The following is a 23,485-nucleotide window of genomic DNA, read 5'->3' as shown; positions in this document are numbered from 1 at the left end:
CTCAAAGGCGACGGCGTCCACCACGCCATGCTCGGCATCGCCCGCCTGCACAACCTCACGCTGGCCGGGTGACGCAGAAACCACCAGGTCACCAGGCACGTCAAAGATCATTTACGGGACAGCCCTTAGGGCGTGGATCGAACGTGCTGGTCACAGCCACTCGTTGATGGCCGGGACCGGTTCGGCCCGTGGAAGACGGTCTATGAACGCCGTTCGCCGTGAGGCGCTTTGTTGTATCCCCGGATGATCCGGGATGAACTCGGAGGGGGTTCTTGGGTCACCTGACTTACCTGGCGGTGAAAGCCAAAGGGGACCGTAGCATGTCAGGAAAGCGGTAGCCGATCTGAAGGTGCATGACGACGGAGCGCCGCAAGACCCGCGCAATATGGTCAAAGCTGGATTGCTTAAAGCCTAATTTCCAGGGGCACAAGTAGAAACCCATCGGAACAGCACCTGAAACCGATGCTCTTGCCCTGTCTGGCTATGTGTCGTTTGGCTGGGCACCTCCGGGGTGGGAGACGCCTCCCAATGAGGGCGGCTAAGGAAATGAGTGGGCGACCTAAGTTGCGCTAGATACGTACCCTCGCCCGGGCCGTCGCCGGGCTCGGCCCCGACGGCGAGGGTGAACTGCGCCTACGCGGCGAAACCCTCCCCGCGCGCCTGAGCCGGCGTGATGCCGAGGTACGCCCGCGCATCCAGATGGTCTTCCAGGCAGCCGCCCGGTCGTGCCGGGGCGTTCGTCGGGGTGGCGGGCGGGCCGGCCGCCACCAGGCGGGAGGCCGACTCGACCAGCAGGGCGGTGTACGGGTGCGAGGGACCGCGCAGCACGTCGGACGCGGGCCCCTGCTCGACGATCACCCCGCGGTACATGACGGCGATCCGGTCGGCGAGATGGCCGACGACCGCGAGATCGTGCGAGATGAAGAGGTACGACGTCCCTGTACGGTCGCGCTGATCGGCCAGCACTTCGAGCACGGCCGCCTGCACGCTGACGTCCAGGGCGGACGCGGGCTCGTCGCAAGGACAGGGTCGGTCCCCAGCGCGCCTGGTTCGGCTACTCCGACGAAGACGCCTTCGCCGCCGGGCTGACCTGCGGTGGCGAACTCGACGTCCTGGTCCAGCGCGTCGACCCCGCGGCGCACCCCCACCTGGGCGCGGCCGTCGCGGAGGTCATGTCGGGCTGGCAGACGGCCGTAGCACAGGTCGTCGACGGCCCCGATGAACTCCTCGGCCGCACCTTGTGCTTCCTCGGCAACGTCAACGCGGCCCACGGATTGAGTACCTGTCGGCACAGCTCGTATACGGCGCCCTCGACGCAGCCGCCGGAGATGCTGCCGACCGCGTTGCCGTCCCCGTCCACCGCGACCGACGTGCCGATCGGCAGGGGCGCGCTGCCGTGGACGTCGACGACGGTCGCCAGTGCGAAGGGGCGTGTTTCGCGGCACCAGCGGTGCAGTGTGTCCGCGATGTCGAACATGGGTCTGTCTCCGTGGATGTGGGGAAGGGCCGCCGCCGCGCCCTACGGGGGCGGGCAGGCGGCGGCCCTGGGAGGTCCGGCAGCCGGACGGGGGGGACCGACTGCCGGACGGGCATGGAGTGCCCCCCGGTCAACTGTTCCGCTCCTCAGCGGCCCGGGGCACCCCGGTTCAGATCAACGCCTTGGCCGTGATGGGCACTTGCGGAGGCGGCGGCCGGTGGCGTTGAAGACCGCGTTGGCGATGGCGGGGGCCACCCCGACCTGGACGATCTCGCCGATTCCCTTGACGCCGAGCGGGTCGGCGTCGGGGTCCTCGCCCTCCAGGTAGATCGCCTTGAGGTCGGGGATGTCGGCGTTCACCGGCACGAGGTAGTCGGCGAGGCTCGCGTTGACGATCAGGCCGTCGCGGTGGTCGGTGACCGTGTGCTCCAGCAGGGCCTGGCCGATGCCGCCGACCATGCCGCCCAGCGCCTGGCTGTCCGCGAGTTCGGGCTGACGATACGGCCCACGTCGTACACCCCGAGCATCCGCCGCACCCGTACCAGGCCGAGCCGCGCGTCCACGCCCACCTCGGTGAAGACCGCGCCGTAGGAGAAGTACGAGTGGCGCGCGGGCTCCGGAGCCCCGGCGTACGCACCCTCGGCTTCGAGGTGGGTGAGCTTGTTGCGGGTCAGCAGCCGCTGGTAGGTCTCACCGCGGGCCGGGTCGTCCTGTGCGTGCAGCCTGCCGCCGCGGACCACGATGTCCTCAGCGGGGACGCCGTACAGCGGCGACTGCTCGTCCTCGACGGCCAGCTTGATTGCCTGCCCGCGGACCTTGTTGCAGGCGTCGAGGACCGCGGAGCCGACCACGGTCATGGTCTGTGAACCGCCATGCGGCGGGGTGGGCGGGTAGAGGGAGTCGCCGAGCCGGAAGGTCACCGCACGCATGGCCAGCCCGAGTGCGTCGGCCGCGACCTGGGTCTGGGAGGTGTAGGTGCCCGGTCCCATGTCGCTGGTGGCGGCCTCGGCCACCGCCGTGCCGTCGGCGTCCAGGCGGACCCGGGCCTGTGCGGGGTAGCGCCCGGGGTCGTACACGGCCGCGGCCATGCCCAGCCCGATCAGCCAGTCGCCGTCCCCCGTCGAGCGGGGCTCGGGGTTGCGCCGGTCCCAGCCGAACTCCCGGGCGCCCACGGTGTAGCACTCCCGCAGTCGCCGGGTGGACCAGGGCAGGCCGTTGGACTCGTCCTGGGCCGGCTCGTTGCGCAGGCGCAGTTCGATCGGGTCGACGCCGAGCCGGTTCGCGAGTTCGTCCATGGCCGACTCGATGGCGAAGGAGGCGTTCGCGAAGCCCGTACCGCGCATCCAGATCGGGGTGTTCACGTCCAGGGGCACCTTCCGGTACGCCTGGCTGACGTGGGGCGTGCTGTAGAACGTCTGGCCGGCGAGCATGATGGCCTCGTCGAACTTCTCGTACGACGACGTCTCCGCGTCCATTTCGTGCACCATGCGGCCAGTCGGCCCCGCCGGTCGCTGCCGAGACGGATTCGGTTGGGGCCTCCACGTCCGACGGTACAGCAGACACTTCAGCTGGCCCGTTCGCCGACTTCGACGGCGCCCGCTCATGGGCCGAACCCCACCGCATCCCGCATGCCACCCGCTACGCCGTCGTCCCTCTCACCGCCCCGTACACCTGCGCCGACGTCGAGAAGGCACTGGGCAAGCCGGTCCGCACCTGCGACAGCCCGCGCTCCGCCCGCATGAAGACCATCGCGCACTACGGCAAGCCGCTCGTCCTCACCCCCTGCGCTGACGACTTGGGCAGCGATAGAGACGGGTCCTCGGCGGTGACGTGAAGGCGGCCGTGCCATGCTGCCGCTCCTCCAGCACCCCACCTGGTGACAGGCCCGGCCCGAAAACTCCCTGGACCCTCCGAACCGGCTCGGCCATCATCCTCACGTGACCACCTACCTCGAGTCCGAGCGCCTGACTCTGCGCCCCTTCGTCGCCGCCGACGCGGACCTGCTGATCGAGTTGGACAGCGACCCGGCGGTGATGCGCTACCTGACCGGCGGCGCTCCGACCCCGCCTGAGGAGGTCCGCGACCTCGTCATCCCCAGCATCCTCGCCGGCTACGAGCGCTGGGATCACGACCTCGGCCTCTTCGCTGCGTACGAGAAGGACGGCGGCGCGTTCGTCGGCTGGTTCTGCCTGCGTCCACTGCGCAGCGGACCGCGTGAGGAGGCCGAGCTCGGCTACCGCCTGCGCCAGCCGGCCTGGGGGCGGGGCTACGCCACGGAGGTCTCGCGGGCGCTGCTGGCGAAGGGGTTCGCCGAGCTCGGCATCCGCATGGTCTGGGCCGAGACGATGACCGTGAATCGCCCTTCGCGCAACGTCATGGAGAAGCTCGGGATGACGCTCACGGAGAGCATCCCCACGCCGGACGACATGATCGCGGTTGAGGGTTCCGAGCACGGGGGTGTGCGGTACGAGATCACGAAGGGGCAGTGGGAGCGGCGGCAGGCGCAGGCGGTGTAAGGCGCGGCGGCCGCAGCGAGATGTTGCCGCCCGTCGCGCTTGCGCCGGCCGTCGGCTTCTCCGCGCCGACCCATGAGCAGTGGCAGCATCCGGCGGCCGGGGTGCCGCGCAAGTCGGGCAAGGAGGTCGCGGCCGACGCCGCGGCGGACGCCCTGTCCACCGTGCTGGAGGACGGGCTACGGGCCCGCCCCCTGTACACCGCGCGCGACACCGCACCGGACGCCGGCCTGCCCGGCTTCGCGCCGTTCGTGCGCGACCGACGGGCGGAGGGGAACACCACGGGCGGCTGGGACGTACGCCGGCACCACACCGCGGCGGACAACCACCCGGTCCTCGCCGACCTGGAGAATGGCGTCACCTCGCTGTGGCTGGGGGCCCGCTGTCCGCGCTCAGCCGGGTGCTGGAGGGCGTGTACCTTGACCTGGCGCCGGTGGTGCTCGACACGGGAGGCCGAAGTCGACCTCGCCGCAGGGGAATCGAGGAGCGGGGCGTCGCCCCGGACGCGGTGAGCGGCAACCGCGGCGCCGATCCGCTGGGGCATGAGGCGCGCACCGGCGGTCGTACGACATCGCTCCCGTGCTGGGGCCGGCCACCGCTGCGTGGAGGCGTACCCGGGGCTGCGGGCGCTGATCTGTCCGCCTACGACCCTGATGGGCCTCTGCCCGACACCGGGCCCAGCGAGGACGGACTCGACCCTCACGCTGCACGATCCGATCGCGCACCGTACCGGCAAAACGGCCCTGATCCGTAACTGGCGCGAGCCGGTGAACGAACGCGGCCTGCATTGGTGGCTTCGGGCCACCCGGCGTTCGTCAGTACGCCGTCGGCCGTCGCGGACGAGTGGACCTGTTACGTCGCCCCACGCCGTCCACGGATACGACATCGTGCCCCACCTGCTCCCGTCGTCGATCGCCGACATCGTCGACAGCTCGTCCCCGAACCGCAGAACCGCCGGATCTACCGCACCGAGTACCGGGGCACGACCCTGTGCGCACACCTGGACCTGCCGCCCCTCGCCGCCAGGCCGGCCGACTGAGCGAACGGACAAGAGGGCCCGGGAGCAGAGCGCACGGTGGTGGGGCCGGTGGCCCGGCTGCGGGCCACGGGCCTGACAGCGCCGGATCCACCCGCGGACCATCGAGGCGTTACGGAGGGGAAGGTGGCCGGCGGGGAGGGCAGCCTTCCGCGGTCGGAACCGTCCGGCCGCGGCGGTCGTGACCTGTGCCGTCAGCCGCCCTCGGCCGGTGCCAGTGTCGCGCGCAGACGGAAGCCGACGCCTCGTTCCGTCGTCAGCAGAGCCGCGGCACGCGGGCCGAGTTTGCGACGGATGCGGTGGATGTGCAGGTCGACGGAGCGACTGCGGCTGCCCGCCCATTCGCCCAGCCCCGAGCGCAGGTCCTCCCGGGTGATGACCCGGCCGTTGCCGCGCAGAAGGGCGGTCAGCAGCCGGAACTCCAGCGGGGTCAGAGCGACCGGAGCGCCGTTCACCAGCATGCGCTGGCCGCCCGGGTCGAGGCTGATCGGGGACGGCGCGGCGGCCACGTAGGAGCCTGGCAGCGTGCCGCCCGGCACCACCGGCAGACCCGCGGCGCGCCAGGCCTCGTAGTCGCCGACGATGTCGGTGGCCCGCACCAGTCCGAGATCGTGCAGGCCCGCGGCGGCCATGCTCGACATGTACCCCTGCGAGCACATGATGATCGCGCGCAGGGAGTGGTCGGTGGCCTCCTCGATGCGCCAGTTGCTGCAGGGGTCCAGCCGCCACTCCAGCACGTTCCGGTCCATGACGAGGGAGCCGGGGATCTCGCCCTCGGCGCGCCACACCATGTCCGCGCGCACGTCCACCAGCAGAGCGCCGTCCGCGAGTTCGGCGGCCGCGTCCTCGGGAGCCAGCCGCCGCAGGCGAGTGCGGGCGCGGGCCAGCAACTCGTCGATCGACGAGTGACCGATGTCAGGCGTGCCCCCCGAAGGGCCATCGGACCGTATGTACGCCGGTGACTGCATTGCGAGCAACTCCCTTGTCGTGCCTCGGAGACGGCCGGTGGTCGTCACAACCGTGGCGACGACAGCCGGCGGCGAGACGCGAGGGCGCGCGGCGGGAGTCGGTCATGCCGGGAAGTCTACGGGCGGAGTTTTGCGGCAGAGTTTCTCGATTCTGAAACAGATCCCGCATTGTCTACCGCCGAGCCGCGCTGTTATCAATGAGTCGTGACCACGAACACGCTGCTGACCAGGAGGATCCACGTGGATCTGCTGCGCGTCGGCACGTGCGCCTGTCCGCAGCGCTGAGGCGTCCGACCGAGCGCACCGCGCCGGCCTTCTGACGGCCCTGGGCCCCGCGCTTCTGCACGTTCCGCCTTTCTTCACCTGTCACTTTTCTGCCTGTACCGCACACGCCCGTGTACAGCTCCCCAGGTTGTGCCGTGCCGTCGGTCGTTCCCTGGAGAACCCATGCCTGCATCCGATGCGGACGCACCGCCCCAGAGCCGGCAGGACGTCCTGCCGGCCGGCCCCTCTCGCCGCGGCTTCCTCACTCTGACCGGCGGCGCCCTGGCCGCGCTGCTCTCGGCCTGCACGCCGGGCGCGGGGGACGACGCGTCGGCCCGGGCGACGGCGTCGGCCACCGGCCCGGCCCGGCGCGGGGGCACCCTGCGCGTGGGCGCCCCGCCGCCGCCCACCGCCCTCGACCCGGTCACGGCGTACGACGGAACCGCCATCGCCCTCTACCAACTGGTCGCCGAATACCTGATCTGGCTCGACAAGGACTTCAAGCTGGTGCCGCGGCTGGCCACCGAGTGGGCTTCGGACACGTCCGCCCGGAAGTGGACCTTCACCTTGCGCGAGGGCGTCACCTTCTCCGACGGCACGAAGCTCGACGCCGCGACGGTGAAGGCCTCGTTCGACCGGCTGCTCGACCCGAAGAACAAGTCGGCGGCCCTGTCCGCGTTCGACACCGTCCTCAAGGCAGGCGGCGTGAGCACCCAGGGCGACTCCACCGTCGTCTTCACCCTCGAACGACCCTTCTCCGACTTCCCGTACCTGGTGTCGGCCGGCAACTACAACGCGGTGATCCTCAAGACGGACTACGCCGGCGACTTCGCCGGGCACGGCATCGGCACGGGCCCCTTCACCCTCACGTCGTACGACGTCTCCACCGGCGCCTCCTTCGTCCGCAACCCGACGTACTGGGACAACCCCAGGCCCTACCTCGACGGTGTGGACGTCAAGTTCTACGCCGACGATCAGGCCGACCTCGTCGCCCTGCAGTCCGGCGACATCGACGCCCAGTTCCTCAGCCGGCCGGCGCTGGTCGAACCCCTGGGAAACAGCGGGGGCATCACCGTCGACAAGGTCAGGGGGACCGGAGTCACCGTCCTCACCCTCCGCGTCGACAAGGCGCCCTTCGACCGGAAGGAGGTCCGCCAGGCCGTCGCCTACGCCCTCGACCGGCCCGCCGTCCGCCAGGCCGCCGGCAGCGGACTCGGCGACCTCGGCAACGATCACCTCTTCGCTCCGTTGTTCCCGGCCGCGCCCACCGACATCGAGCAGCGTGCCAAGGACAGGGCGAAGGTCGCCGAACTGCTCAAGGCGGCCGGCCTGAAGAGGCTGCGCTTCTCCCTCACCTTCGACCCGCCCAACAAGGACTACGCGGTCACTGTCCAGAGCCAGTTGAAGGAGGTCGGCATCACCGTCGACCTCGACCAGCGGTCCTCGAAGGAGTTCTACGGCGGTGACCAGGCCAAGGACACGCCCTGGCTGTTCACCACCGCCAACCTGGTCGGCTGGGCGGGCAGAGCCGTGCCCAGCCAGTTCATCATCCCGATGGTGAAGAGCAACGGCGTCTGGAACGGCTCGAAGTACGCCAACAAGGCCCTCGACGCGGCCGCCGAGGCCTATGACACCGCCACCAGCGACGCCGAGCGGCGCCGGCAGGCGGAGATCATCGCCAAGGCCCTGCACGAGGACGTGCCGATCGTCATCGCGTACTGGAGCGGCGCGGCGCGCGCCTACAACGGCAACACATTCCGGGGCGTCGAGGCCCACCCCAGCCAGTACGTCGACTTCACCACCGTCTCCCGGGTCTGAGACATGACCAGGTTCCTGCTGCGGCGGCTCGCCGCGATACCGCTGACGCTGCTGGGGGTCTCGCTCCTGGTCTTCCTCGCCACCCAGGTGCTGCCCGGCGACGTGGCCCGCACCGTCCTCGGCCGCGAGGCGTCCGACGACTCCGTGCGCGCCCTCGACCACGAACTCGGCCTCGACCAGCCGCTCTTCATGCAGTACGGCAGCTTGGCCTTCAGCCCCGACGGCACCCTCCTCGCGACCGGAAGCGACAGCACAGTGCGGTTGTGGGACGTCAAGAGCGGCAGCCTCCGCGCCACCCTCACCGGCAATGTCCAGCTCGTGAGGGCGGTGGCGTTCAGCCCTGACGGCACCACGCTCGCCGCCGGGAACAACGACGGCACGACACTCCTGTGGGATGCGGATCTTCCCCGTGCGGGAGCGATCGCCGACTCCATCTGCCACGGGCTGCGACGCGACTTCACCGAGGCCGAGCGGACGGAGTACCTCCGCGGCCAGGACTCCACCCCAGTGTGCCCGGACCCGGAGCGATGAACCGGCGACGGAGAGAGGCGGAGATGCCGGGGACGGCTGACGAGTTACGTCATGGGCATGTGCCGTTCGGCACCCTGCCGCTGCCCGCCCCACCGACGTCTTCCACGGCAGGGGCGCGGTCGCGTACGAGGTGGACCACCTCGACCGCAGTGTCATTGAGCGCGAGCTTCACCGCCACCACGGCGACGCCGCGGCGGCGGTGAGTCGCTGGCCCAGGTCTGATCCGGTCGGAGACTCGCCGGGCCCGGTACGCCTGGGCCCGGCACACATCGTCGCAGTACCGCCGCTTGGACGACGGGCTCCGCGGCAGCCGGGCCCCTGACGCTGGTCTTCGGTGACGTCATCCGGCCAGACCTGGCCTGGATGCTCACCCGAACGCACAAGCACCTGGCCCCCGTCATGGCCGGGGTCCGCGACCCGAGGGGTTCGCGAGGCTGGCGCGGCCGGCTGGATCGGAATCGGAGTTCTGACAGCACGTGGCCTGCGTGAGAGAAACAGGCGGGCGACCCTGAAGGCGTGGAGGCGATCGCCGTGGGACACCGGTGCGGACGCCGACACCGGTGAGACAACCACCGCCTGCTGTCCGCCGCCGGGGCCCGAACTGCCTGCCGCGGAGGCCCGCAACGCGCGCCGCCGGCTCGCACCGTCGGCCCCGGTCCCGGACCTGGAACTGGTGCCCCGGTCCGGGCGTACGGCACTGTGACGACTGCGGCCCGACCACCCTCACGCCGAACGGGTGCGTGGAACCGTGCTGGACGCAGGCCGGCCTGGGACGTGAACCCCGGATCCGACAGCGGGGCCGATGCGTGCCGGATCCGGGGTCGCAGTGGTCCCCGCGGGGTTACTTGACTGCTCCTGCGGTGACGCCGCGGGTGAGGGAGCGCTGGAAGATGAGGAAGAAGACGACCATGGGGATGACGCCGAGGAGGGCGGCGGCGCTCATGGCGGTGGGGTCGCTGGTGTACTGGCCCTGCATGACGGACAGGCCGAGGGGGACGGTCTGGTTGTCGTTGGAGATGAGCAGGACGAGGGGGTAGAGGAACTCGTTCCAGCTCCAGACGAAGAAGAACACGCACATCACCGACAGGGTGGGCCAGCTCATGGGCAGGATGATGCGCCACAGGATGGTCCAGCGGCCGGCGCCGTCCAGGGAGGCGGCTTCGATGAGTTCCCTGGGGAAGCCGGCGAAGACGGAGGAGAGGAGGTAGGTGCCGAACGCGCTGTAGGTGACGCCGACCAGGATGGTGTAACCGGGCTTGCCGTCGTACAGGCCCATCTCCTTGAACAGGTAGTAGATGGGGTAGACCAAGCCTTCCTGCGGCAGGACGTTGACGCCGACCGACCGGACTCTCGATCGCACGCCGGGCCGGCGCGATGTGGAAACGACACCTTCAGCACGGCGCTCTCCCCAGCCCGCCTCCGTACCGGAACGATGACACCCCGACGCCCCCGTGCACGACGTCGCCATCCGGCACGCACCCCCAGCGCCCCAGCGACACCTCCACGCGATCATCCCGGCACCCTACGCGCCAGCCCGCCGCTGCCACCAAGCCAAAGCCGACCGCTGCCGCCGCCCCGGCAGACCGCGCGCTACGAAGATCGCGATCTACAGCTGGAGTCGCCGGCCAGTGCCCGCCGAATCTGGGCTGTGGGAAATGGGGTGCGCTTGCTTTCCGCAATAAGTCGGCGGGCGAAGTCGTCCATGACGAGGGCATGCGGGGCGTGGCGATCAATGAGCGCCGTGATTCCGGGAGGAACGCCGTCGGGGCGGCGACCTGCGATCCATTGCCGCAGGAAAGTCGCGAGTTCCGTGTCACCGCGCATGGTTTCGGGCAGGTGGTGGCGCAGCAGGTGCCACGGTGCGTAGCTGCGGTCATATACGAGGTGGTCGCAGAGGAAGGCGGCTTCCTGTGCCGAGAGTTCGAAGTGGCGGCTGAGAGCGAGCCCGAAGTCCGCGAAGTACACCTGTTGGCCGTCAGTCAGCAGGTTGGCGAAGTGTGCGTCGAAGTGCACCAGCCCACGGGAACTCATGAACTCGGTCCCGTCCAGCAGAGCGTCTTCCACCCACAGATAGGAGGAGTCTCTGCCTGGCTTGGTGCCGGCCGCCTCACCGGTGGCGCTGAGCCAGGCCGCGAGTGTGTGGGGCAGGTGCTCCAGGAAGAGAACCAGGCTGACGGAGGACTGGCCGATGGCTTCCAGCCGGCGACGTACGGCAGGCGATCCCTCCCACTGCGCGACGGCTCCCTCGACACCTCCGAACTCGTCGGCGAAGGCGGCAGGAGGCTGGTCCGGCAGAACTCGCCAGTGGTACATGAGTGGGAAACCAGCGAATTCCCCCCTCAGTACCCAGGCGGTGGTCATGACGTGTGCGGCCAGTTCGCGCCAGGCCCCGAACCCTGCCGACCCCACCCCGTACTGGTAGTGGAGAGGGAGACCGAACAGGTTGGCGGTCGAGCGGACGTGCTCCGGCCGCAACTCGATGTCCGTCAGCGGGATTCGCTTGACGAAGACAGGTATCCCCGCGACTTCCATCTCGCCCCGTCTGCCGCCGATGCCCGAGCCCAGTGCCGGCGCGGCAGCCACCGCATCGGCGAGCCGGCGGTCGCTGAGCAACGAGAGCCGTGCTCCTACGGCCGCATACGCGGATACACGCGCGGCGGGTAATGGCTGGGTCTCATCCATCGGCGGCTCCTGCCTGACATCACATTGACCCTGTCGATCATGCCAGGCGTCCCAACTCGCCCCTCGCGGCCGCAGTCCGCCACGGCTTCCCGGCACGACCTTCGTCCCCTGGTGTCATCGACCGATGAACCGTCCCCTCACCACAGGAACACGGCACCGAGCCACCTACCCACTCGCTCACCGCCGCAGTGCGCTGAGGGGGAGTGGCGGCACACCGTGTGGCAGGCCGCCATCCCGCGCACGGGCATGGCTGCTGCGACAGCGTGGCACTGCGGGACCTGCGCCCCTGCCTGCTCGGAAGCTCGACGGCTCGGACCGTCGCCGGTCAGTGCGAGTCGGCGTGGACGGGCGAGAGCCGGTAGCCGCCCTCATGGCGGACGACATGGCCCGCCGTGGGTGGTGCGAAGTGGGTGCCCAGGACGAGGGTGTCCGTGTCGGTGAGCGAGGCGAGCAGCGTGCGGCGCGAGGTCTCGGACTGCTCGGGGTCGACGTCGACACAGGAGCCGATGGCGGGGTGGGCGAGCTGGACGGGGTGGTGGATGCAGTCGCCGGTGATCAGAGCTCTCCGGCCGCGGCTTGTCAGCTCCACGGCGACGTGGCCCGGGGTGTGGCCGGGGGTGGGCAGCAGGCGCAGGCCCATTACGACGTCGACGCCCTCGGCGGGAACGTCGACGAGGTCGAGCAGCCCCGCCTCCTCCACGGGGATCACGGAGTCCCGGAACATCTGCTCGCGCGCCTCCTCCATGTCGTACGCGGCCCAGAACTCCCGCTCGGTGCGGGAGGTCAGGTAACGGGCGTGGGGGAAGGTGGGAACCCACTCGCCGTCCGCCTTCCGCGTGTTCCAGCCGACGTGGTCGGCGTGCAGGTGGGTGAGGATCACCAGGTCGACCGAGTCCGGGGGGAATCCGGCGGCGGTGAGGTCTTGAAGGTAGGCGGTGTCCAGGTCGTGCCAGGCGGGGTTGGCCCGTTTCTTGCCGTTGCCGATGCCGGTGTCGACCAGGATGCGCAGGCCGCCGAGGGCGAACGCGAAGCTGTGGCTGTCGATGCGGAGGGTGCCCTTGTCGTCGGCGAAGCAGGGGCGCAGCCAGTCCTGCGCGGCGACGATGTCCGGGGTGGCGTCGGGCAGCAGCCACGGTCCGGTGGCGGGCGGCAGGAGGACCTCGTCGATGCGATGGACGGCCACGTCGCCCACGGTCCAGGAGGAAGCGGCGGCCGGATCGGGGGCGGGTGCGGTGCTCATGATCGTTCTGTCCTTCGGGTCTCGGCGCGGAAGGTCGCCGCGTGCCTAAACGCTATTCGTTTGCTTTAGGGGATCGTAGGTGCCTACAGTGAGCTAACGCAAACCCTTAGCTTTTGAGCGGAGAGGGTGCGCGGCACCGCTCCGGCCCGAGAAGAGGGAAGTCCCATGTCCGCCGAAGACCTCACCCCGCCCGAAGCGGCTCGCTGGGCCGCCCGTGGCGGGCTCTTGCTGCCGTCCGACCGCCACGCCGCGGTCGCGGCCACCGCCAACCACATCCATTCAGTCGTCGCGGTCCTGCGGGAGCTGGACTTTCGGGACACCCCGCCCGCCCCCGCCTACCGCGCGGACCAGGAGATGCGCGATGCAGCCGTATGAACTGTCCCTGACCGAAGCCGCCGACGCGATCCGGGTCCGGCAGCTGTCTCCCGTCGAACTGGCGGACTCCGTCCTTGAGCGCATCGCACAGGCGGAGCCGCACCTTCATGCCTACGTCACCGTCACCGCCGAGCGCGCCCGCGGGGCCGCGCGTGAAGGCGAACACGACATCGCGGCCGGCCGCTATCGCGGTCCGCTGCACGGCATTCCCATGGGCGTCAAAGATCTGATCGACGTCGCGGGCGTGGCGACAACGGCAGGCTCCCGGGTCCGCGCCGACCATCGCGCGCAGACCGACAGCACGGTCGCCGCGCGGCTGACGCGGGCCGGTGCGGTCCTGCTGGGCAAGACGCACACGCACGAGTTCGCCTATGGCCTGATCACCCCGCAGACCCGCAACGCCTGGGACACAGGCCGGGTCGCCGGCGGCTCCAGCGGCGGATCCGCCGTCGCCGTCGCGGCGGGCATGGCCACCTTCGCCCTGGGCACCGACACCGGCGGATCCATCAGGGTGCCCTCCGCGCTCAACGGGGTGGTCGGCCTCAAGGCGACCTACGGCCTTCTCCCGCGCCACGGCGTCGCGTCCCTGTCCTGGTCGCTGGACCACGTCGGCCCGATCACCCGCACTGTGGAGGACGCGGCCCTGGTCCTGACCGCCCTGACCGGACACGACCCCCTCGACCCCGCCTCCCTGACCGCATCCGCCATCGACTACCGGCCACCTGCGGCCGTGGAGTTGAAGGGGCTGCGGATCGGCGTGCCGCGGAACTACTACTTCGACCACATCGCCCCCGAGATCGAAGCCGCCGTCCGGCATGCCATCGACCAGCTTCAAGCCCTCGGCGCACGCCTCGTCGAGGTCGAGATCCCCATGACGCGCTACGTCCAGGCCACCCAGTGGGGTCTGATGGTGCCCGAGGCCACCGCCTACCACGCGGACACCCTGCGCACGGTCCCCGAGCTCTACCAGGCCGATGTCCGCATCCTCCTCGAGGCCGGCGAACTGATGACCGCCGGGGACTACCTGCGCGCCCAGCGCTCCCGGACCCTCATGCGCCAGGAATGGGCCCGCATGCTCGGGGACGTCGACCTGATCGCCGCCCCCACCGTCCCGGCGACCGCCGTCAGGGCCGGTCAGGAGACGATCACCTGGGCCGACGGCACTGTCGAGGGCGTCTCCGACGCCTACGTACGCCTGTCGGCCCCCGCCAACATCACCGGGATACCGTCCCTGTCCCTGCCCGTCGGCCACGACACGGCGGGCCTGCCGATCGGCATGCAACTGCTCGGGCGACCGCTCGAAGAGAGCGTGCTCCTGCGGGTCGGCCACGCCTATGAGCAGACCCAGCCCGTACGTGACCTCGCACACGCGGCGTGAGCGGATACGGACCCGGCAGCGTCGCTCCGGCGGGGCCGATGCCCGACGGCTCTGACGCAGCCGCCGGGCACTCATCCCCTCTCGACGACCGAGCCTGTGCGGATGTTCCCCACGGGCGCCCGAGCCGTGGCGGGCCGGGGACGATGGAGCGGACAGCGGCCTTGCCCGTTGCCGGCGTGCACCGAGGCGGCGCGGAAGCAGACGACGCGCGGCGAGAAGGCCGTCGGAGGGCGGCCCGTTGGTCGCACGGAGGCGCAGGGGCCGCCAGAAGCAATGATTTCGCTTTAACATGGACTCCATGAGCAGGCAGATGGTACGTCCCGGGGGGCGCAGCTCCCGGGTGCAGGCGTCGGTGCACGCCGCCGTACGCGAACTCACCTCGGAGGTGGGCCGGGACGCGCTGACGGTGCCGATGATCGCCTTGCGCGCAGGTGTGACACCCTCGACCGTCTACCGCCGCTGGGGGGATCTGCAGGAGCTGTTGTCGGACGTGGCGGTCGAGCGTCTGCGCCCTGAGACCGCGCCCAGGGATCACGGCGCCCTGCCGCTCGACCTGATGGTCTGGGCCGAGCAGTTCCTCGACGAAATGTCCTCTCCCGCCGGCCGCGCCTACGTCCGTGACGCCCTGCTCGGCGACCCGGACGGTGGAAACGCCGGCCAGTGCTCCGCCTACGCCGCCGAACAGATCGACGTCATCCTCACCCGCGCGACCGGACGGGGGGAGGAGGCACCCGACGTCGAGACGGTCATGGACCACGTCGTCGCCCCCCTGATGTACCGCATCCTCTTCCGCCCGGACGGACTCGACGCCGCGTACGCGCGTCGGCTCGTGACAGCGGTTCTCGGCGCGAGGGGCCGATGACGGAGGAGGAGCAGAGCGGAGTCAGCGGCGGTCGGCTGTCATGTCGAGTGAGGCGATGCGTGCCAGGGGGTGTCGCGTGTCGGTCAGTATCGCGTCGAACCGCTTGTCGCCGGTGAGGTGGTGCCGGAAGAAGGCGTCAAGGTAAGCCTGCCGACCTGGCATTGGCCGGCTTCGGTCGGTACCCACCGCTAGGACAATCCCCTGAAGCAGGCCCCCTCCCGGCGGAGCCGGTGCCCGTCAGCCTTGGGCGACATCCGCCGATGCTGCCCGGGCAAGAGTGTCTGCCACCGTTGCGGAAGCGAGCCGGGCCACGGAACGCAGCTCGGCGTCCGAAGCGCCGGCACGGCTCAGTACGGCCAGCGACTGGTTGACGGCGACGACGAACGCGGCGAGTTCGTCGAGTGTCCGGGTGTCGGCCGAGGAGCCCGCCAGTGCGGTGCGTACCCGTTGGCGCTGCCGGTCGAGCAGGCCGCGCACGTGAGTGCTGATTTCCTCCTTCAGAGTCGGTGACTGTGCGACGGACTGTGCGATGAGGCATCCCACGGGGACCGACGGGTCGGCGATGCGGCTCAGGACGACGTCGAAGAACGCCTCGACCGCACGTACCGGATCACCGGGGTGTGCCGTCAGCGCCTGTTCGCACTGCGCGCCGTAGATCGACGCGTAGCGGTCGAGACACTGGCGGAACAGGGTGTCTTTGCTGCCGAAGGCGCCGTAGAGGGAGCCGCGGCCGAGACCGGTGGCGGAACCGAGGGCATCGAGCGAGGCTTCCGCGTATCCGCGCTGCCAGAACACTCGCATGGCCTGGTCCAGGGCCGCACCGACGTCGAACTGCTTCCGGCCGGACATGGCGTGCACCTCCCGTTTCACGGCTCAGCTGTGAGCCTACCCGCATCTTGGACCGATCGGTCACAACATCTTTGACCGATCGGTCCAAGATGGCTAGCGTGAGTGGTGGCGGTTCCCTCACCCGAAAGGCCGCACGATGATCAACGGCATCGCGCCAGACGTCCGCACACACGTCGGTCCTGCCTCCGACGGGCGCCGGGCGCGCGCCGGGTCCTGGCTGGTAGCCGCTGTGTACACCCTGGTCGTGCTGGGCGGGACGCTGCCGATTCCGCTGTATGCGTTCTGGGTGCCGCAGATGGGCTTCGGGCCCTTCACCACCACGCTGGTCTTCGCCGTCTACGCCTTGGGGACGGTGCTCGCGCTGATGCTGTTCGCGCCGCTTTCCGACCGCGCGGGCCGCCGTCCCCTCCTGGCCGCCGCTCTGCTGGCCGCGGCGACGAGCACGGGGCTGTTCCTCGTCGCCCATGACGTCGGAACCTTGCCGGCGGCACGGTTCCTGTGCGGCCTGAGCGCCGGCGTCTTCACCGCCACGGCGACCGCGGCGCTCGGTGAACTCGCCGGAGCCGAGCACACCCGACGAGCGTCGACCGTCTCCACGGTGTCGAACATGGCCGGACTAGGGACTGGGCGCCATTGCCGCCGGCCTGTTCGCGCAGTACGGGACCGATCCCACGCACCTGGTGTTCTGGGCCTACCTCGCCAGCCTGGTCCCGGCGTTCCTGGCCGTCGTCGTCACCCCGGAGACCGTCACGGCCCGGCAGCGCCTTGCGTTGCCGATCCGCCGTCCCGCCATTCCCGGCCCGCGGACAGCGCGGACCGAGTTCCTGTGGGTGGCCGCGGCCGTTCTCGCCGCGTTCGCGGTCAGCGGACTCTTCTCGTCGTTGGCGCCTGCCTTCCTCCCCGAACAGTTGCACGTCCACAACATCGCAGCTGTCGGCGCACAGGTCGGGCTGCTGTTCATCGTCGCCCTGATCGCGCAGGTGGCCGTCCCGGAGCGGTGTATCTCCGGGCGCGGCCGGCACCAACGTTCCTCACAGCGGGCGTCGTGGTGTTCGAGACCGGCCTGTGGGCACGGTCACTGCCCACGTTCGCCGCCGGAACGCTTCTGGCGGGTACCGGCATCGGCCCGGTCTTCCACGGCGGCGTCGGAGTCGCCCAGCGGCTCGCCGACCCGCGGCGCAGGGCGGATCTGCTCTCTGCGTACTCCCCCGCCTACACGGGCACGATCGTGCCCACGCCGGCTCTCGGACTCCTCGACCAGACCATCAACCAGGACTTCGCCACCCTGATCCTCGCCGTCGCCGTCATGGCGACGACCCTCGCGAGCGCACTCAGCCGCCCAGCCACCACCATGGCCTGAGCGGCTGCCGCACCGAGTGGCTCCGCACGCCGCGCCTCGATGACGGGCTCCGCAAGGACGCCCAGGGCGAGCCAAGACTGGCGCTGAACACCATAAATGTTCGATGTGACCGGAACGCGTGCACACGGGTGCCGCTCTCGTCGTGTCCATCGCGCTCGCGGGCCCCGCCCCGGCTGACATACCGAACCAGGACACCCGATATCGATGGAGGAAGACCATGACTGACCCGGCAACCACCGCCCGCGTCCCCGACAACCCGGTCCGCGACTTGCCACTGCACGACCTGGCCGGCTTCACCCACCGCTGGGTCGACGCAGGCGGTGTCCGGCTTCATGCGGTCGAGGGCGGTCAGCCGAACGGCCCAGCCGTCGTGCTGCTCGCTGGATTCCCGCAGACCTGGTGGGCATGGCGAAAGGTGATGCCCGGCCTGGCCGACCGGTGCCACGTCATCGCGATCGACCTGCCGGGCCAGGGCCACTCCGAACGCCCGGACGGCAGCTACGACACGCACACGGTCGCCGCGTACGTCCACGCCGCGGTGCAAGCGCTCGGAGTGTCGACTTACTGGCTGGCCGCCCACGACATCGGCGCCTGGGTCGCCTTCTCCCTCGCCCTGAAGTACGAGAGCCGGTTGCACGGCCTCGCACTGCTCGACGCCGGTATCCCGGGCATCACCCTCCCCGACTCCATCCCGACCGACCCCGAGGTGGCGTGGAAGACTTGGCACTTCGCATTCCATCTCGTGCCCGACCTGCCCGAAACACTGCTCACAGGCCGTGAACGCGAGTACGTCGGCTGGTTCCTGAAGGCCAAGGCCCTCGCCTCCGACACCTTCGACGACGGCGAGATCGAGCAGTACGCCGCGGCCATCACCGCTGACGGCGGACTCCGCGCTTCCCTGGCCTACTACCGGGACGCCGCCGAATCGGCGCGGAAGAACCACGAGGCCCTTGAGCAGCACCACCTGACGGTGCCGGTTCTCGGGATTTCCAGCAGCCACGGTTCCGTCCCTGACATGGCGGCTTCCATCCGACCGTGGGCCGACAACACCACCGGGATCGTCGTGCCGGACGCAGGCCACTTCATCCCGGACGAACACCCCAACGCTGTCGCTGCCGCTCTGGTCGGCTTCATCGGTCAACTCGACCCGGCCCTGAAGGACCGGGCTCGGAGGTAGGGCGGCGCTAGGGGGTGTGACGTGGCCTCCTTCGTCCAGACACCCCTTATGGGGTGGCAGGGATGCGTGACCGACCCGACCGCGGGCCACCGGGGCGTAGAGCCCTCCGTGACCACGGCGGTGTTCACCCACCACGAAGGCCGCCTCCGTGTACGCCGGACGTCGAACCGAGTGACCAAGTTCGAGACACCATTCGACGCCGGACGTTGAAGACCAAGTCATGGCCTCCCTTGTGCACATACGGTCGGGCCGGTCCGGAAGTCCCGTTGCCCGGCCCAGGTGGGAGGAGCAGGCGTGGGAGCGGGTCCGCGGATGATGTCGGTCATTTCCTGTGGGCGTATGCCTCCGCCTCCGCCAGGTACCGCGCCACCGGCCCCAGGGTCAACAACCCGCTCGCCCCGCCCGCGTGTTCGGTGCGGGCGGGGCGCAGGGCCGTCGCGGTGCGGGCGGCGACCGGGCGCTCGCCGAGGCGGGCGGCGGCGTGGGCGGTCAGGCACCACAGTGCCTCCTGCATGTGATCAAGGGGTGGTTCGGGCGCCCTGGCCAGGGCGGTGCGGGCCTCCTCGGCCCGGTTCCGGGCGAGCAGCACCAAGGGGTGCGTCCAGGGATGGTAGGGGCCCCAGTCGAGGGCGGAGTCGGTGGGCGCGGGACGGTCGTGCAGGAGACGCAGGCCCAGGAGGGTGAGGGCGAACAGGCCCCGGTGCGGTCCCGGCATGGCAGCCGTCCCGGCGAGGGCGTCCTCGGCGACGCGGTACTGCGCCGCGGCCATGGCGGCGGTCGGTCCGCCCGGTTCGGCGCTGCGGGCGGCCGTTGAGACCTCGGTGCTGACGGCGAGCTGCTCGGCGGCCTCGGCGTGCGCGGTCGCGGCATGGAGGTCGCCGAGGACGGAAGCGGATTGCAGGCGGATGAGCCGGCCCTTTGCAACGTGATGTCGGCAGGCACTGACGATGTGCGATCGGCGCGGTATGCCGGTTGTGTGAGGTATCCGCAAGGTGGCGGGCTGACGCCCGAACGGCAGGCGTTTCGCGCGCGGATCCGGCTGGAAGCCGCCGAGGGATTCGCTGCCCGTGGCTCCAACCCGCACGCTGACCACCCGCCCGGTCCTGATGCGGGCCGGACTCCTCGCCGAGGCTGACAAGCCCACGCGGTTCTCCGTCTCCGACAGCCGATCCGCACTCCGTGGATCACAGCTCCGGTGCCGCCGGTGCCGCCTCGGGCACCGCGCCAGTGCGCGGACTACTACGCCTGGATTGCGCCTGGTTCATCCCTGGAGGGTGGCGAGCCAGTCGGTCAGCAGGCGGTTGACCTCGTCGGGGCGCTCCTGCTGGATCCAGTGGCCGCAGCCGTCCAGGAGGTGGGAGGCCGACAGGCCGGGGAGGGTGGTGGGGTGGGCGTCGATGGCGTCGGACATCCAGGTGGTGGAGGCGTCCAGGGCGCCGCCGACGAACAGGGACGGCTGCTTGATCGGGGCTCCGCGGTGCGGGGCAAGGTCTTCCCAGTCCCGGTCCATGTTGCGGTATCGGTTGAGTGCGCCGGTCAGGCCGGTGCGCTCGAACTCCCCGGCGTAGACGTCGAGGTCTTTCTCGCCCAACCAGGCCGGGAGCGGGCCGGCGGGGAATCGGTCGCGCAGCCGGCCACCACCGCGGGCGACGAAGTGCGGGTCGGGCTCGCCCTGGGCGGGCATGGTGTCGGCGGACAGGGCCGCGTAGAAGCCTGCGAGCCAGCCCCGGACGTCGGGCTCGATCTCCGCTTCGGCGCGGCCGGGCTCCTGGAAGTAGGAGACGTAGAACTCCTGCTCGGGGCCGCCGATCTGTCCGAAGATGTCGCTGGGGCGGGGGCCGCCGGGCGGCGCGTACGGGACGCTCAGCAGGCCGACGGCGCCGAAGATCTCGGGGTGGAGCAGGGCGGAGGCGGCGGCGATGTTGGAGCCCCAGTCGTGGCCGACGACCACCGCGCTTTCCTCGCCGAGGGCACGCACGACGGCGACGTTGTCCTGCACCAGATCGAGCATGCGGTAGGCGTCGGTCGCCTCCGGCTTGGAGGAGCGGCCGTAACCGCGCACGTCGATCGCCACTGCCCGGTAGCCGGCCGCGGCGAGGGCCGGGAGCTGGCGGCGCCAGGAGTACCAGGACTCGGGGAAGCCGTGCACGAGCAGGACCAGCGGGCCTGCGCCCTGCTCGACCAGGTGCAGACGCCCGGCCGGGGCCTCCACGGTGCGGTGGCGGAGCTCGGCGGTCGGCTCGAACTGCATGGGCTTCTCCTCGGTTCGCGGTGACGCGGCTACCCATCGATCATGCGGTGCAGCACCCTCCCGACGCGATCAGCCTTGCCATTCTGGCAACCTTGCAGGACAGAGCGGTGCAGCGGCATGGCAAGAAGGAGCGTGAAAGGTGGCGGTCGACGACGTGGACGGCACACTGGCCGCGATGGGGCCCCGGTTGCGGGCCGCACGCGAGCACCACGGCGCGACGCTCGCCGGTGTCAGCCGCGCGACCGGCATCTCGCCCAGCACGCTGTCCCGGATCGAGACCGGCCGGCGCAAGCCCACCCTGGAGGTGCTGCTGCAACTGTCGAAGGAGTACGGCGTCTCCCTGGACGAGCTGGCCGGCACGGCGCCCGCCCCCGCGGCCAAGCCGCGCGCTACCGCGCCGCTGAGCTTCGGGGATGACAAGGCGGTGCTGCCGTTGACCCGGTACCTCGGCGGCCTGCACGCCCACAAACACGTCCTGCCCGCCCTCAAGGCCCCGCCCAAGCGGCCCCGTCAGGTTTCCCACGACGGCTACGAGTGGCTGTGCGTCCTGTACGGACGACTGTGGCTCGCACTCGGCGACCAAGACCTCATCCTGATCCCCGGGGACGTCGCCGAGTTCGACACCCTCACCCCGCACGGGGTGGCGAACTCCAGCCCCGGCGGTCCGGTCGAGTACCTGATCATGTTCGGACCGCAGGGCGAGCGCCAACGGCCGCGCACCCCTCCAGGGTCTGGTGACAGAAGGGCTGCTGAGTGAGCAGCCGTGAGCTTGAGATTCAACGTCGCGAGTTGGATGCGATACACACGTCGGGTCTGGAGACAAGCGGCGCTTGTCTCCAGACCCGACAGCCACCGGTGGTGTCACCGATCCGGCGCTCCTGGGCGGAGGCTATGAAGTCAACTGGTGGTCCCTTGTCCCGACGGCTTCGTAGTCAGCGGGATCGTCTCGGGGCGGCGGCGGACGTCGTCCTGTCCGCTCAGGGGACGTCGATGACGGCCTTGCCGGGCACGCGGCGGCCTGCCAGTTCGGCGGCTGCCTGTGTCACCTGTGTCCAGTCGGTGCGCAGGGCGACTTGCGGGTCCAGTTCGCCGCGGGCGGTGAGTGCGGCGAGCCAGGTGAGGTCGGCGCCCAGTCCTACGGCATCGTCCAGGAGGTAGTAGGTGGCGATCTGGCGGTTGTGGCGATGGCCGTTGCCGAAGAGGGCTCCGTAGGGGAACTGCTCGCCGTCGCCGGAGATGTGACCTGCGGAAACCAGCACGCCGTTCTCGGCCAGGGCGCCGTGCGCGGCGACCATGTGGGCGCCGCCGACCAGTTCGACCACGCCGTGCACCGGTTCGAGGTGCTGGAGGGCGGCCAGGTCGGTGACGATCTCGTGGGCGCCGAGTGCGCGCAGTGCGTCCGTCTTCGCCGGATCACTGGTTACCGCGGTGACGTGGGCGCCGCCTCGGGCCGCCAGTTGCAGAGTGAAGCGGCCCACGCCGCCGCCCGCGCCGGTCACCAGGACGCGCCGTCCCAGGATCGGGCCGATGCGGTGCAGGGCGCGCAAGGCCGTGCCGGCTGCGACCGGCAGCGTGCTGATCGGGCCGAGGTCGGCTCCGTCGGGCACGGTGCCGATCAAATCGGTGTCCACGGCGCGCAGTTCGGCCCAGGCGCCTGCGGCCCCCACGGTGACGACGGGGGTGCCGGCCGGGGGACCGGAGCCGTCGGCGGCTGCCCGGACCACCACGCCCGCGGCGTCCCAGCCGGGCACCGTGCCGGCTTCGCCCTCGGGGACCACGTGGTGGACCTCGCCGGCGTTGAGGGAGAACGAGTGGACCCGGATCAGGGCCTGGTGGGCGGCGGGTTCGGCGTCGGCGACCTCGGCGAGCGTGAGGTGGCCCGGGGCTGAGTGATCAATCGTCAGTGCCTTCACGGCGACAGATAATGCCACTGAGTGGCATAAGCCCACAAGCGGCAAAAGCTGCTGGTAGGCTTCGCCCGTGCAGAAAGACCCCAAGGAACTGCCGCTGCGTGAGCGCAAGAAGCTGCGGACCCGCCAAGCTCTGGTCGATACGGCCCTTGAGCTATTCACCGCGCGGGACTTCACCGCGGTCACACTGGACGAGATCGTCGATGCGGTAGAGGTCTCCAAGCGCACGTTCTTCCGCACGTTCACCTCGAAGGAAGACGTGGCCCTGGCCCCGGAGAAGGAACTTTGGGCCGCCTACCTCACGGACATCGAGACCCGGCCCCTGACCGGCGAGCACCTGCTCGGCGCCTACAAAGACGCACTGTTCGCGGCACTGGAACAGATGACGGACGGATGGGAGCGGCGCTTCCTGGCCAGCCGCAGCCTGGCCGACCGCACCCCCGCGCTGGCCGCGCACAGCCTGCACCACTGCTCAGAGGTCTCCGCGGACATCGTTCGGATTGCGGCGGACCGGCTGGCCGCACAGTCCCCCGGCCGCACCGAACTGCGCCTGCTGCTCGACCTCGTGGTCGCCGCCTGGCACTGCGCACTGGAGGCATGGGCCACACCGGACGCCGCACAGCAGGACCGTGCGGCACTCAGCCGGCACATGCACGAAGCCTTCGGAGCGATCCCCGCTGTCGCGGCACTGGCAGCACAGGACAGTTGAGCGGAGACCGCCTGCAGCCGTCGGGTCTTCCTTCCCGATCGTCTACGACGAGGACGGCGTCGCCCACGCGCTGCCCGAGTCGATG

At 70.4% G+C, this 23,485-nt stretch carries 18 protein-coding genes and 7 pseudogenes; 14 read left to right on the top strand and 11 right to left on the bottom strand.

Annotation, left to right across the window (positions count from 1 at the left end):
• Positions 1 to 633 precede the first annotated feature (633 nt).
• Positions 634 to 987, bottom strand: coding sequence for a hypothetical protein (locus AB0947_RS41165; protein ID WP_366755494.1), 354 nt, complete (start codon positions 985 to 987; stop codon positions 634 to 636).
• Positions 988 to 1,034: 47 nt separating this feature from the next.
• Here AB0947_RS41165 and AB0947_RS41160 point away from each other — a divergent pair.
• Positions 1,035 to 1,241 (top strand): annotated as a pseudogene (locus tag AB0947_RS41160) (xanthine dehydrogenase); the annotation flags it as partial.
• 35 nt (positions 1,242 to 1,276) lie between these two features.
• Here the strand turns inward: AB0947_RS41160 and AB0947_RS41155 are convergent.
• Both AB0947_RS41155 and AB0947_RS41150 read right to left on the bottom strand, forming a co-directional pair.
• Positions 1,277 to 1,477, bottom strand: a pseudogene (locus AB0947_RS41155) (XdhC family protein); the annotation flags it as partial.
• 169 nt (positions 1,478 to 1,646) lie between these two features.
• Positions 1,647 to 3,005, bottom strand: a pseudogene (locus AB0947_RS41150) (xanthine dehydrogenase family protein molybdopterin-binding subunit); the annotation flags it as partial.
• Between the two features lie 409 nt (positions 3,006 to 3,414).
• On the opposite strand from AB0947_RS41150, the gene AB0947_RS41145 reads away from it, so the two are divergent.
• Positions 3,415 to 3,993, top strand: coding sequence for a GNAT family N-acetyltransferase (locus AB0947_RS41145; protein ID WP_366755493.1), 579 nt, complete (start codon positions 3,415 to 3,417; stop codon positions 3,991 to 3,993).
• Between the two features lie 20 nt (positions 3,994 to 4,013).
• Positions 4,014 to 4,549, top strand: a pseudogene (locus tag AB0947_RS41140) (methylmalonyl-CoA mutase family protein); the annotation flags it as partial.
• A gap of 671 nt (positions 4,550 to 5,220) precedes the next feature.
• Here AB0947_RS41140 and AB0947_RS41135 read toward each other — a convergent pair.
• A complete protein-coding gene (locus tag AB0947_RS41135; RefSeq protein ID WP_366755492.1) occupies positions 5,221 to 5,994 on the bottom strand; it encodes a winged helix-turn-helix domain-containing protein in 774 nt (257 codons plus the stop codon).
• A gap of 204 nt (positions 5,995 to 6,198) precedes the next feature.
• Here AB0947_RS41135 and AB0947_RS41130 point away from each other — a divergent pair, with 204 nt between their 5' ends.
• The 3 genes from AB0947_RS41130 to AB0947_RS41120 all read left to right on the top strand — a co-directional run bounded on the left by AB0947_RS41130 (position 6,199) and on the right by AB0947_RS41120 (position 8,607).
• The gene (locus tag AB0947_RS41130) at positions 6,199 to 6,279 is read left to right on the top strand and encodes a putative leader peptide (RefSeq protein WP_366755495.1); all 81 of its coding nucleotides are present in this window, start codon (positions 6,199 to 6,201) and stop codon (positions 6,277 to 6,279) included.
• A gap of 162 nt (positions 6,280 to 6,441) precedes the next feature.
• Positions 6,442 to 8,076 carry an ABC transporter substrate-binding protein gene (locus tag AB0947_RS41125; RefSeq protein ID WP_366755491.1) on the top strand — a complete coding sequence of 545 codons (1,635 nt, stop codon included), beginning with the start codon at positions 6,442 to 6,444 and terminating at the stop codon, positions 8,074 to 8,076.
• Between the two features lie 3 nt (positions 8,077 to 8,079).
• Positions 8,080 to 8,607: a WD40 repeat domain-containing protein gene (locus AB0947_RS41120; RefSeq protein WP_366755490.1), complete on the top strand. Its 528-nt coding sequence runs from the start codon at positions 8,080 to 8,082 to the stop codon at positions 8,605 to 8,607.
• 841 nt (positions 8,608 to 9,448) lie between these two features.
• Here the strand turns inward: AB0947_RS41120 and AB0947_RS41115 are convergent.
• From AB0947_RS41115 to AB0947_RS41105, 3 genes and pseudogenes are all read right to left on the bottom strand, one after another.
• Positions 9,449 to 9,937: pseudogene (locus tag AB0947_RS41115) on the bottom strand (carbohydrate ABC transporter permease); the annotation flags it as partial.
• 260 nt (positions 9,938 to 10,197) lie between these two features.
• Positions 10,198 to 11,289, bottom strand: a complete 1,092-nt coding sequence (locus AB0947_RS41110) for a serine/threonine-protein kinase (RefSeq protein WP_366755489.1) — start codon at positions 11,287 to 11,289, stop codon at positions 10,198 to 10,200.
• A 325-nt stretch (positions 11,290 to 11,614) separates the two neighbouring features.
• Positions 11,615 to 12,529 (bottom strand): MBL fold metallo-hydrolase, encoded by a 915-nt coding sequence (locus AB0947_RS41105; protein WP_366755488.1) that lies wholly within the window; start codon positions 12,527 to 12,529, stop codon positions 11,615 to 11,617.
• A 165-nt stretch (positions 12,530 to 12,694) separates the two neighbouring features.
• Here AB0947_RS41105 and AB0947_RS41100 point away from each other — a divergent pair, with 165 nt between their 5' ends.
• The 3 genes from AB0947_RS41100 to AB0947_RS41090 all read left to right on the top strand — a co-directional run bounded on the left by AB0947_RS41100 (position 12,695) and on the right by AB0947_RS41090 (position 15,144).
• Positions 12,695 to 12,904 carry a hypothetical protein gene (locus AB0947_RS41100; RefSeq protein WP_366755487.1) on the top strand — a complete coding sequence of 70 codons (210 nt, stop codon included), beginning with the start codon at positions 12,695 to 12,697 and terminating at the stop codon, positions 12,902 to 12,904.
• Positions 12,891 to 14,282, top strand: a complete 1,392-nt coding sequence (locus AB0947_RS41095; protein WP_366755486.1) for an amidase — start codon at positions 12,891 to 12,893, stop codon at positions 14,280 to 14,282. The genes AB0947_RS41100 and AB0947_RS41095 overlap by 14 nt, the downstream gene beginning before the upstream one ends.
• Before the next feature lie 298 nt (positions 14,283 to 14,580).
• Positions 14,581 to 15,144: a TetR/AcrR family transcriptional regulator gene (locus tag AB0947_RS41090; protein ID WP_366755485.1), complete on the top strand. Its 564-nt coding sequence runs from the start codon at positions 14,581 to 14,583 to the stop codon at positions 15,142 to 15,144.
• Positions 15,145 to 15,381: 237 nt separating this feature from the next.
• Here the strand turns inward: AB0947_RS41090 and AB0947_RS41085 are convergent, their stop codons facing one another.
• Positions 15,382 to 15,993: a TetR/AcrR family transcriptional regulator gene (locus AB0947_RS41085; protein ID WP_366755484.1), complete on the bottom strand. Its 612-nt coding sequence runs from the start codon at positions 15,991 to 15,993 to the stop codon at positions 15,382 to 15,384.
• A gap of 136 nt (positions 15,994 to 16,129) precedes the next feature.
• Between AB0947_RS41085 and AB0947_RS41080 the strand changes: the two are divergent.
• From AB0947_RS41080 to AB0947_RS41070, 3 genes and pseudogenes are all read left to right on the top strand, one after another.
• Positions 16,130 to 16,597 (top strand): annotated as a pseudogene (locus AB0947_RS41080) (MFS transporter); the annotation flags it as partial.
• A 441-nt stretch (positions 16,598 to 17,038) separates the two neighbouring features.
• Positions 17,039 to 17,353, top strand: coding sequence for a hypothetical protein (locus tag AB0947_RS41075; protein WP_366755496.1), 315 nt, complete (start codon positions 17,039 to 17,041; stop codon positions 17,351 to 17,353).
• Between the two features lie 217 nt (positions 17,354 to 17,570).
• Complete coding sequence (locus AB0947_RS41070; protein WP_366755483.1) at positions 17,571 to 18,530, top strand: alpha/beta hydrolase; 960 nt, start codon at positions 17,571 to 17,573, stop codon at positions 18,528 to 18,530.
• Positions 18,531 to 18,852: 322 nt separating this feature from the next.
• Here the strand turns inward: AB0947_RS41070 and AB0947_RS41065 are convergent.
• Positions 18,853 to 19,446: pseudogene (locus AB0947_RS41065) on the bottom strand (SARP family transcriptional regulator); the annotation flags it as partial.
• Between the two features lie 345 nt (positions 19,447 to 19,791).
• On the bottom strand, positions 19,792 to 20,781 hold the full coding sequence (locus AB0947_RS41060) for an alpha/beta hydrolase (RefSeq protein ID WP_366755482.1): 990 nt from the start codon (positions 20,779 to 20,781) through the stop codon (positions 19,792 to 19,794).
• A 139-nt stretch (positions 20,782 to 20,920) separates the two neighbouring features.
• Between AB0947_RS41060 and AB0947_RS41055 the strand changes: the two genes are divergently transcribed.
• The gene (locus tag AB0947_RS41055) at positions 20,921 to 21,538 is read left to right on the top strand and encodes a helix-turn-helix transcriptional regulator (protein WP_366755481.1); all 618 of its coding nucleotides are present in this window, start codon (positions 20,921 to 20,923) and stop codon (positions 21,536 to 21,538) included.
• Positions 21,539 to 21,758: 220 nt separating this feature from the next.
• Here AB0947_RS41055 and AB0947_RS41050 read toward each other — a convergent pair whose 3' ends face one another.
• Complete coding sequence (locus AB0947_RS41050) at positions 21,759 to 22,694, bottom strand: zinc-binding dehydrogenase (protein ID WP_366755480.1); 936 nt, start codon at positions 22,692 to 22,694, stop codon at positions 21,759 to 21,761.
• A 67-nt stretch (positions 22,695 to 22,761) separates the two neighbouring features.
• Between AB0947_RS41050 and AB0947_RS41045 the strand changes: the two genes are divergently transcribed.
• Complete coding sequence (locus AB0947_RS41045; RefSeq protein WP_366755479.1) at positions 22,762 to 23,400, top strand: helix-turn-helix domain-containing protein; 639 nt, start codon at positions 22,762 to 22,764, stop codon at positions 23,398 to 23,400.
• Positions 23,401 to 23,485: the final 85 nt, after the last annotated feature.

Source organism: Streptomyces sp. NPDC047841, assembly GCF_040704085.1.
Lineage (GTDB): Bacteria > Actinomycetota > Actinomycetes > Streptomycetales > Streptomycetaceae > Streptomyces > Streptomyces argyrophylli.
The sequence above is the reverse complement of the archived record's forward strand: the minus strand, read 5'-3'. Positions and strand labels throughout refer to the sequence as shown.